Origin of the sequence: Bradyrhizobium altum (assembly GCF_020889705.1) — a bacterium.
Taxonomy (GTDB): Bacteria; Pseudomonadota; Alphaproteobacteria; order Rhizobiales; family Xanthobacteraceae; genus Bradyrhizobium; species Bradyrhizobium altum.
Window position 1 is genome coordinate 1 of sequence record NZ_JACMYP010000364.1, and the last position, 7,027, is coordinate 7,027.

9 protein-coding genes and 1 pseudogene are annotated in these 7,027 nt (G+C 66.2%); 8 read left to right on the forward strand and 2 right to left on the reverse strand.

From position 1 onward, the window contains the following. Positions 1 to 641: pseudogene (locus H8B02_RS43515) on the forward strand (crotonase/enoyl-CoA hydratase family protein); the annotation flags it as partial. 155 nt (positions 642 to 796) lie between these two features. Here the strand turns inward: H8B02_RS43515 and H8B02_RS43520 are convergent. After that, positions 797 to 1,504: a glutathione binding-like protein gene (locus H8B02_RS43520; protein WP_229171942.1), complete on the reverse strand. Its 708-nt coding sequence runs from the start codon at positions 1,502 to 1,504 to the stop codon at positions 797 to 799. Positions 1,505 to 1,724: 220 nt separating this feature from the next. Here H8B02_RS43520 and H8B02_RS43525 point away from each other — a divergent pair, with 220 nt between their 5' ends. Beyond that, positions 1,725 to 2,840, forward strand: coding sequence for an MBL fold metallo-hydrolase (locus tag H8B02_RS43525; RefSeq protein WP_229171943.1), 1,116 nt, complete (start codon positions 1,725 to 1,727; stop codon positions 2,838 to 2,840). Positions 2,841 to 2,857: 17 nt separating this feature from the next. Continuing rightward, the gene (locus H8B02_RS43530) at positions 2,858 to 3,493 is read left to right on the forward strand and encodes an SCO family protein (RefSeq protein WP_229171944.1); all 636 of its coding nucleotides are present in this window, start codon (positions 2,858 to 2,860) and stop codon (positions 3,491 to 3,493) included. 72 nt (positions 3,494 to 3,565) lie between these two features. On the opposite strand, the gene H8B02_RS43535 is transcribed toward H8B02_RS43530, so the two are convergent. Then, positions 3,566 to 3,799 carry a hypothetical protein gene (locus H8B02_RS43535; RefSeq protein ID WP_229171945.1) on the reverse strand — a complete coding sequence of 78 codons (234 nt, stop codon included), beginning with the start codon at positions 3,797 to 3,799 and terminating at the stop codon, positions 3,566 to 3,568. A 115-nt stretch (positions 3,800 to 3,914) separates the two neighbouring features. Here H8B02_RS43535 and H8B02_RS43540 point away from each other — a divergent pair, with 115 nt between their 5' ends. The 5 genes from H8B02_RS43540 to H8B02_RS43560 all read left to right on the forward strand — a co-directional run bounded on the left by H8B02_RS43540 (position 3,915) and on the right by H8B02_RS43560 (position 6,609). After that, positions 3,915 to 4,817 (forward strand): LysR substrate-binding domain-containing protein, encoded by a 903-nt coding sequence (locus H8B02_RS43540; protein WP_229171946.1) that lies wholly within the window; start codon positions 3,915 to 3,917, stop codon positions 4,815 to 4,817. Further along, on the forward strand, positions 4,810 to 5,316 hold the full coding sequence (locus H8B02_RS43545) for an NAD(P)-binding domain-containing protein (RefSeq protein WP_229171947.1): 507 nt from the start codon (positions 4,810 to 4,812) through the stop codon (positions 5,314 to 5,316). The genes H8B02_RS43540 and H8B02_RS43545 overlap by 8 nt, the downstream gene beginning before the upstream one ends. Beyond that, entirely contained in the window at positions 5,307 to 6,029 is a 723-nt protein-coding gene (locus tag H8B02_RS43550) for an NAD(P)/FAD-dependent oxidoreductase (RefSeq protein ID WP_229171948.1), read from the forward strand. The genes H8B02_RS43545 and H8B02_RS43550 overlap by 10 nt, the downstream gene beginning before the upstream one ends. A gap of 152 nt (positions 6,030 to 6,181) precedes the next feature. Then, the gene (locus H8B02_RS43555) at positions 6,182 to 6,406 is read left to right on the forward strand and encodes a hypothetical protein (RefSeq protein ID WP_176533498.1); all 225 of its coding nucleotides are present in this window, start codon (positions 6,182 to 6,184) and stop codon (positions 6,404 to 6,406) included. After that, positions 6,403 to 6,609 carry a hypothetical protein gene (locus H8B02_RS43560; RefSeq protein ID WP_376711781.1) on the forward strand — a complete coding sequence of 69 codons (207 nt, stop codon included), beginning with the start codon at positions 6,403 to 6,405 and terminating at the stop codon, positions 6,607 to 6,609. The genes H8B02_RS43555 and H8B02_RS43560 overlap by 4 nt, the downstream gene beginning before the upstream one ends. Positions 6,610 to 7,027: the final 418 nt, after the last annotated feature.

Here is a 7,027-nt window from a genome sequence, read left to right on the forward strand (position 1 = left end):
GTGATCCTGACCGGCGCCGGCGAGCGCGCGTTCTCGGCGGGCGCCGACATCAAGGAATTCTCTGAGAGCGTCAAGCAGGGCACCGCGGTCGCGGTGCGCGACTTCGTCCGCCGCGGCCAGGCCATGACGGCGCGGCTCGAAGCCTTCAAGAAGCCGGTCATCGCCGCGGTCAACGGGCTCGCCTTCGGCGGCGGCTGCGAGATCACCGAGGCCGTGCATCTCGCTGTCGCCAGCGACCGCGCGCTGTTTGCAAAACCCGAGATCAAGCTCGGCATGCCCCCGACCTTCGGCGGCACACAGCGGCTGCCGCGGCTCGCGGGACGCAAGCGCGCCCTCGAGCTGCTGCTGGCCGGCGATCCGTTCCCGCCCGAGCACGCGCGCGAGATCGGGCTGATCAACCAGATCGTGCCGCACGATCGATTGCTCGCCGCCGCGCGCGAACTCGCCGGCCGCATCACCAGGCATTCGCCCGATGCCGTCGCCGGCACCATCACGCGGTGACGCGTGGGCTCAACATGCCGATTGCCGAGGGCCTGCTGGTCGAGAGCGAACAGTTCGCCGCACTGGTGCCGAGCCGCGACCTCGCCGAGGGGCTGGCGGCGTGGAAGGAGCGGCGGCCGGCGAAATATGTCGGGGCGTGAACTGCGCCAGCGCCGCATCCGTCATTGCGAGGAGCGAAGCGACGAAGCAATCCATACCTCCGTATGCGGTGAGATGGATTACTTCGCGGAGCCTGTCATCCGGCGGCGCTTCGCGCCGACCGGGTGGCTCGCAATGACGGGAAGAGAGCCGCGCCCTACCGCACCACCGCCGCGGTCTGCCCGAACAGCAGCTTGCGCTCCTCCTCGGTGCGGATCGCGGGCTGGCCGAAATTCGGGTTGACCTCCTTCGCCTTGGCATAGGCGCGCTCGGTCGCCGGGCGCTTGCCGATCGTCTCCAGCCAGCGCTTCAGATGCGGGAAGTCGTCGATCTCCTGGCCCTGGTTCTTGTAGGGCACGACCCAGGGATAGCTCGCCATGTCGGCGATCGAATAGTCGCCGGCGATGAATTCGCGGTCGGCGAGGCGCTTGTTGAGCACGCCGTACAGCCGGTTGGTCTCGTTGACATAACGGTCGATCGCGTAGGGCAGCTTCTCGACCGCGTAGTTGCGGAAGTGATGGTTCTGCCCGGCCATCGGCCCGAGCCCGCCCATCTGCCAGAACGTCCACTGGATCGCGTCATAGCGGCCGTAGAGATCTTCGGCCAAGAATTTTCCGGTCTTCTCGGCGAGGTAGAGCAGGATCGCGCCGGATTCGAACAACTGTAGCGGCTTGCCGCCGCCCTTCGGCGCGTGATCGACAATGGCCGGAATGCGGTTGTTCGGCGCGACCTGGAGGAAGTCCGGCTTGAACTGATCGCCCTTGCCGATGTTCACCGGGAAAATCTTGTACTCCAGGCCGGTCTCCTCGAGGAACATCGTGATCTTGTGACCGTTCGGCGTGGACCAGTAGTGGAGATCGATCATGGGCGTGATCCTGCATTTCCGGGGATTGCTGACGCATCGGCGAGAAAGATGCGAATGCATGGAGTTGGGCGCATAACCGCGGCCAAGTCAATGGCGCCCGCATTGCACCGCGCGCGAATGTGATCTGCAAACGACGCAAGCGACCGATTGAGCCGCGTCCCGATTGCTCCTAGGCTCCGCGTGGTTCGTATTGAAGAATTTTCAGAACATGGGGATTGCGATGACACGGGATTTGGCACGACGTGATTTCCTGAAGGGCACGGCGGTGATCGCCGGCGCGGCGGCCGCGGGCGCATTTTCCTGCGTCGAGATCGCGAGCGCGGCGCCGATCGAGGTGCCGACCGTCGACAAGCTCTCGATCCGCGTGCTGGTCGATTCCAGCTACGATTTGTTCTTCAAGCCGAAGCAGGCGGGCGGCGTCACGATCGCGCCGCCGTCGCGCACCGCCGACTACCAGAAGTCGCTGCACAATGAATGGGGCCTGTCGCTGTGGCTGGAGTCGGAGGCCAAGGGCGCGCAGCGCACGCTGATGCTCGACTATGGCTACACGCCGGAAGTGCTGCTCAACAACATGGCGCTGGTCGGCGTCGATCCGGCGAAGATTGACGCGCTGATCGTGAGCCATGGGCATTACGACCATTTCGGCGGCCTCAACGGCTTCCTCGACAAATTCCGCGACAAGCTGCCGGCCGATGTAAAACTCTATGCCGGCGGCGAGGACAATTTCTGCCACCGGGTCAGCGCAACGCCGACCAAGGGCCAGTTCACCGATTTCGGCACGCTGGATCGGCGCCAGCTTGCAGCGCAACGCATCACGACGGTGCTGTGCGAATCTCCGACCGTAATCGCCGGCCACGCCTTCACGACCGGCAAGATCAACCGCCGCAGCATCGAGCGCGTGCTGCCCAACACCTGGGTCGAGTTCAGCATGAAGGACGGGCTCGGCTGCAATGCCGGCCACTATCTGCCGGCCGAGCTGGACGGCAAGATCGTGCCCGACGAGCACATCCACGAGCACGCCACCTGCTTCAACGTGCGGGACTTCGGCCTGGTCGTGATCTCGTCCTGCGGCCATGTCGGCATCGTCAATTCGGTGAAGCAGGCGCAGGAGGTCTCCGGCATCCAGAAGGTGCATGCGATCGTCGGCGGCTTCCATCTCGGACCGGCGCCGAAGGACTACCTCACCGAGGTGGTGGCCGAGATCAAGAAGCTCGACCCCGACGTGGTGATCCCGATGCATTGCTCCGGGCTCAATTTCGTCCAGGAGGCGACCGCGCAGATGGGCGACAAGGTGCTGGTCACGACAACCGGCAGCCGCCTCTCCTTCGGCATATGACCCGACCGATCCTGCGCATGATTGCATGCGCTGGCGCGGGCCTGGCATGCGCCGGCGCGGGCCTGTGGCTGACGCTGGCGTCGGCACTGGCCGGCGATGCGCCGGCGCAATCGACGCGCTCGGCCGCCGAGATCATGGACATCCTGATGTGGAACAGGGAGCCGGTCGGCGGCCCGTTCGCGCTGACCGATCAGGCCGGCCATGCGCGCACCGACAAAGAGTTCCGCGGCCGGCTGATGCTGGTCTATTTCGGCTTCACCTACTGCCCCGACGTCTGCCCGACCGATCTGCAGGCGATCGGGCTCGCGCTCGACAAGCTCGGCCCTGACGGCGATCAGATGCAGCCGATCTTCATCACGGTCGATCCCGAGCGCGACACCGAGGCCCACCTCGCGGAGTATGTGCCGCTGTTTCACCCGCGGCTGATCGGCCTGACCGGCAGCTTTGATGCGATCCGCAAGGTCGCCGATGCCTACAAGGTCTACTATGCCCGCGTGCCGCTGAAGGACGCCGGCGACTATACCGTCGACCACACCGCCTACATCTATCTGATGGACCGCGACGGCAATTATCTCGGCTTCTTCCCGCCGGGCACATCGGCCGACCGCCTGGTCGAGATCATCCGGCCGCGGCTCGCCGAGCCGGCGCGCTAGCGCCGCATCGTCCCGAAACGCCCCGACGTCTCGTCATGGCCGGGCTTGTCCCGGCCATGACGAATTCAAGCTTCAATGCATCCGCCCATGCGCGCGCAAAAAGGTCTCGCCGGTTTCCGTCACCATCACCCGCGTGCCCTCGACCGAGGGACGGCGCGCGACATAGCCGCGGTCGACGGCGTCTTCCCAGATCGTCAGCCGCGGGCATGAGGTGCGCCAGACCTCGAGCACCTCGGCATAGGGCCGCGGCTCGCGCGCGACCCATTCCACGAGATCGAGCACCAGGGCGTCCGTGGTCTCAGTCATTTGGTCCTCGCCGGTGTCAGCAGGGATTCAAAATCGTCTCCGGTATTTCTGCGCTGCTTGGCCTGTGCCCGCAAACTGAGTTATCTTGCCCTTGCATCAGTTTTCCTGAGGGTTCATGCGCCGACTGCTCTTTCTCAACGGCATCAAGGCATTCGAGGCCGCGGCGCGGACCGGCAGCTTCGCCGCCGCAGGCAGCGAGCTCAACGTCTCGGCGGCCGCGATCAGTCGCATGGTGCATCTCTTGGAAGAGCGGCTCGGCGTCGCGCTGTTCGAGCGCAAGGCGAACCGCCTCGTCACCACACCGGCCGGCCGCGCCTATCAAGGCGGGCTGACGCCGATCTTCGACGCGCTGGCGAGCCTCACCGCGCAGGTCACGGTATCGGCCAGCGCGCGTGTGCTGACGGTCGGCGTCGGCCCGACGTTTGCGATGAAATGGATGATCCCGCACCTCGCCGAGTTCCGCAAAGCCGAGCCCGACATCGAGGTGCGGATCACGACCGGCGGCATGGCGGTGCCGTTCGCCGACGACTGGAGCTGCGGCATCCAGCTCGGCGACGGCCAGTGGCCGGGCCTCGTCGCCGAGCCGCTGTTCGCCGCCGACCTGATGCCGGTGTGCACCGCGCGGCTCGCCAATACCCTGAAGCGCCCCGCCGACCTGAAGGGACCGAGCCTGATCCGCGTCGCGCATTCACCCGACGACTGGCCGTCCTGGCTGAAGGCCGCGGGCGTGCCGCGCCTGACGGCGCGCGGTCCGGAGTTCCAATTCTACGGCCAGGCGCTGCAGGCGGCGAGCGACGGCCTCGGGATCGCGATGGGCATCCGGCCCTATATCGATGACGATCTCGCCGCCGGCCGGCTGGTGGCGCCGTTTGCACTCAGCGTGCCGAAGGGGATGCGCTGGTATCTCGTCTATCGCGGCTTCCACGCCGAGCAGCGCGATTTCGCCGCGTTCCGGCGCTGGATCATCCGCGCCGCCGCGGAACCCGCCGCGCGCCGCAAGGGAGCGCGCAATGCCTGACGAGACGATCGACACGCTGGTGATCGGCGGCGGCCAGGCCGGGCTTACCATGAGCCATCGGCTGAAGCAGCGCGGCATCGCCCATCTGGTGCTGGAGCGGCGGCGGATCGCCGAGCGCTGGCGCAGCGAACGCTGGGACGGCCTGATGTTCCAGTTTCCGAACTGGTCGGTGCGGCTGCCGGAGTTCGCGTTTCCGCACAGCGATCCCGACGGCTTCTCGGACACCGCATCCATCATCGCCTTCATCGAGGACTATGCCGCCTTCGTCGCGCCGCCGATCCGCTGCGGCGTCGAGGTCACCAGGCTGCGCCGCGACGCCGGCGGCTTCCTTGCCGAGATCGCCGGCGGCCGCATCGCCGCCCGCAACATCGTCATCGCCACCGGCCCCTATCAGCGGCCGCTGCGGCCCGAACTGTTGCGCGAGCACCCCAGCCTGTTTCAGGTTCACGCCAGCGATTACAAAAATCCCGAGCAATTGCTGATGGTGCGGTGCTGGTGATCGGTGCCGGCGCCTCGGGCGCACAGATCACCGACGAGCTGGTGCGCGCCGGCCGCAATGTCTTCCTTTCGGTCGGGCGTCACAACCGCCTGCCGCGCCGGTATCGCGGCCGCGACCTGTTCTGGTGGCTGGCCGAGATGGGCGTCGACGAGACGTCGGTCGAGCAGCGCGGCCCATCCCGCCTGCTGCCGGTGATTACGGGCGCCCATGGCGGCCACACCATCGATTTCCGCCGCTTCGCCGCCGATGGCGTGACGCTGCTCGGCCGCGTGACGGCGGCGCGCGACGGCATCCTCGAGATCGCACCCGATCTCGCCGCCAACATCGCCAATGGCGACGCCTACTACGCGACATTCCTCGGAATCGTCGACGACTTCATCGCGGCACGCGGCCTCGATCATCCCGACGATCCCTTGGCGCGCCTCCGCCTGCCCGATCCGCCGGCCCTCACTGCGCCGCTGCGCACGATCGACCTGCGTACGGAGCGGATCAGCAGCGTGATCTGGGCCACCGGCTATGGGCTCGATCTGAACTGGATCGACATACCGGTGCTCGACGCCGATGGAGCACCCAGACACCGCCACGGCGTCTCCGACGTGCCGGGCCTGTATTTTCTCGGCCTGCAATGGCTGTCGAAGATGAAATCCTCGTTCCTGTCAGGCGTCGGCGACGACGCGGCCGTGCTCGCCGATCACATCGCCGCCCGCGGCTAACGCGTTGGTGCGGTTCGCCTGAAGAAATCGCGTCAAAACAAAAAGCTGGAACTCCTTGGCTCCGCGGAAATAAACCGCGCGACTTGTGATCTGGTTCACATTGGGCGCCGCGCGCCCATGCTTCCTACGAGAAGGGGCATCCCGAGGTCGCGATGATTTACAGCGGTTTTGAGATCAAGTCGTTCGAAATGGGGAAGGGGCAATGGCACGCCAGGATTCAACGGGTCGATCAAAGGCCGGTCGTCATCGATGGCATGCCGTTTCCGATGCTCGACATCGGCTTTGCGTGGTCCGATCCGGATGCGGCGATCGACGACGCGAAGCGGACTATCGACCGGTTCCCACAACGGTATGGCATGACAATGCCGTCGGCGTGACTGGCAACGTCGTGGTCGCCGTCGTCCCGCAATGCGAGCCGGATCCGGTGTGGCCGGCGCAGGTTCGCACCAGCTGCCCGGAATGCGCCGCCCAGCTCTCGCTGCTGCGCGTGATTCCCGGCCGCGCCGCCGAATACTGGACCATGCGCTGCGACGGCTGCGGCGGGATCCATCTCGACATCATCGATCTGCCGCGCGCCTGACGCGCCGGGTTGCTGCGGCCACCCTTACCTCACCCCGCTTGCGGGGAGAGGTCGAAATTCGCACAGCGAATTTCGGGTGAGGGGGTACAGGTCCCACGGCGTTCCGAACTCGCGGAAGCGGCCCCTCACCCCAACCCTCTTCCCGTGAAGAACGGGGAGAGGGGGCGAGAGCGCAGAAGCCTGCTGACACCCTGCTGTCAGCAGCCTCGCCTGTGCGCCAATCCAGCCGTCGATTGCCCTTTTCTCGCTGCCGGACTCGTCCCATATTCCGGGCATGGCGAAGACACCGAACACCCCGAAAAAGCCCGGCAAATCCCCCAAATCCAAGGCACACCGGCCCGAGGTCCAACCGATCGGACCGGCGCTGGCTGAGCTGCTCAATCCCGCGATCAATCGCGGCGATGCCGGCATGGGTTCG

Excerpts from the sequence above, each read along its gene's own strand:
- H8B02_RS43520 (WP_229171942.1), bottom strand. The coding sequence starts at position 1,504 with ATGATCGATCTCCACTACTGGTCCACGCCGAACGGTCACAAGATCACG.
- H8B02_RS43525 (WP_229171943.1), top strand. The coding sequence starts at position 1,725 with ATGACACGGGATTTGGCACGACGTGATTTCCTGAAGGGCACGGCGGTG.
- H8B02_RS43530 (WP_229171944.1), top strand. The coding sequence starts at position 2,858 with ATGATTGCATGCGCTGGCGCGGGCCTGGCATGCGCCGGCGCGGGCCTG.
- H8B02_RS43535 (WP_229171945.1), bottom strand. The coding sequence starts at position 3,799 with ATGACTGAGACCACGGACGCCCTGGTGCTCGATCTCGTGGAATGGGTC.
- H8B02_RS43540 (WP_229171946.1), top strand. The coding sequence starts at position 3,915 with ATGCGCCGACTGCTCTTTCTCAACGGCATCAAGGCATTCGAGGCCGCG.
- H8B02_RS43545 (WP_229171947.1), top strand. The coding sequence starts at position 4,810 with ATGCCTGACGAGACGATCGACACGCTGGTGATCGGCGGCGGCCAGGCC.
- H8B02_RS43555 (WP_176533498.1), top strand. The coding sequence starts at position 6,182 with ATGATTTACAGCGGTTTTGAGATCAAGTCGTTCGAAATGGGGAAGGGG.